Annotated in this window: 2 protein-coding genes; both read right to left on the bottom strand. The window is 70.0% G+C overall.

What is annotated here, in order from left to right; genetic code table 11:
- Positions 1 to 527, bottom strand: a 527-nt coding sequence (locus N2041_RS14400; RefSeq protein ID WP_297679283.1) for a GDP-mannose 4,6-dehydratase, incomplete at its 3' end; no start/stop codon positions are given.
- On the bottom strand, positions 524 to 918 hold a 395-nt coding region (locus N2041_RS14405), incomplete at its 5' end, for a glycosyltransferase family 4 protein (RefSeq protein ID WP_297679285.1). The genes N2041_RS14405 and N2041_RS14400, both read right to left, overlap by 4 nt.

Here is a 918-nt window from a genome sequence, read left to right on the forward strand (position 1 = left end):
GAGTAGACGTGGCAGAGCGCCTCGCCGGCGATTTTCGAAGCGGCATAGGGCGAGGTGGGCGCGCGGACGGGATCCTCCTCGGAGAACGGCACGCGGCTGGCGGCCCCGTAGACGGAGCTGGAGGAAGCGAACAGGAACAGGGGCACGCCGCAACGGCGCGCTGCTTCGAGCAGCACGGCAGTGCCCTCGACGTTCACGCGCTGGTAGAGCGCGGGCTGCTCGAGCGACGGGCGCACGCCGGCGCGGGCGGCGAGGTGGATGACGGCCTCGGGCCGGAAGCGCGAGAAGAGGCCATCGACGAGCGGCGCGTCGCAGATATCGCCGCAGACGAACTCGAAGCTGCCGGCGCGGCGGACCTGTTCGAGGTTGGCGCGCTTGAGCGCCGGGTCGTAGTAGGGGTTGAGATCGTCGAGGATGAGGAGCCGGCAGCCGCGGCCGAGCAGAGCTTCGGCGAGGTGGGAGCCGATGAAGCCGGCGCCGCCGGTGAGCAGGATGCGGGAAGGAATGCTGGCGGATGGTTCGCTCATGCGGGCCTCGAAGAAACAGAAGACATAAGAATTGATTCAAACAGATCACGGACTTCCCGTGCGACCTGATCCCAGCTCCTCGAGGCCGCGCGCCGCGCGATGGCATCGCGGTCGAACGGGCGGCGCAGGGCGCGGAGGATGCCGTCGAGCAGGGCCGCGTCGTCGCCGGGCGGCACGACGATGCCGCACTCTTCCCCTGCGATCATGTCCTCGACGGCTCCCACGCGGGTGGCGACGACGGGGGCTCCGCACGCCATCGCCTCGTGGACGACGTTGGGCCAGCCTTCTCGGGTGCTGGCGAGGCAGAACAGGTCGCAGGCCGCCATGTAGCCGGCAAGCGTGTCCGGACCGGCCGGGCCGACCAGATGCACGAAGGGCTGGAGGTGGCGGG

This window comes from Tepidiforma sp. (assembly GCF_026419595.1).
Classification (GTDB): Bacteria; Chloroflexota; Dehalococcoidia; order Tepidiformales; family Tepidiformaceae; genus Tepidiforma.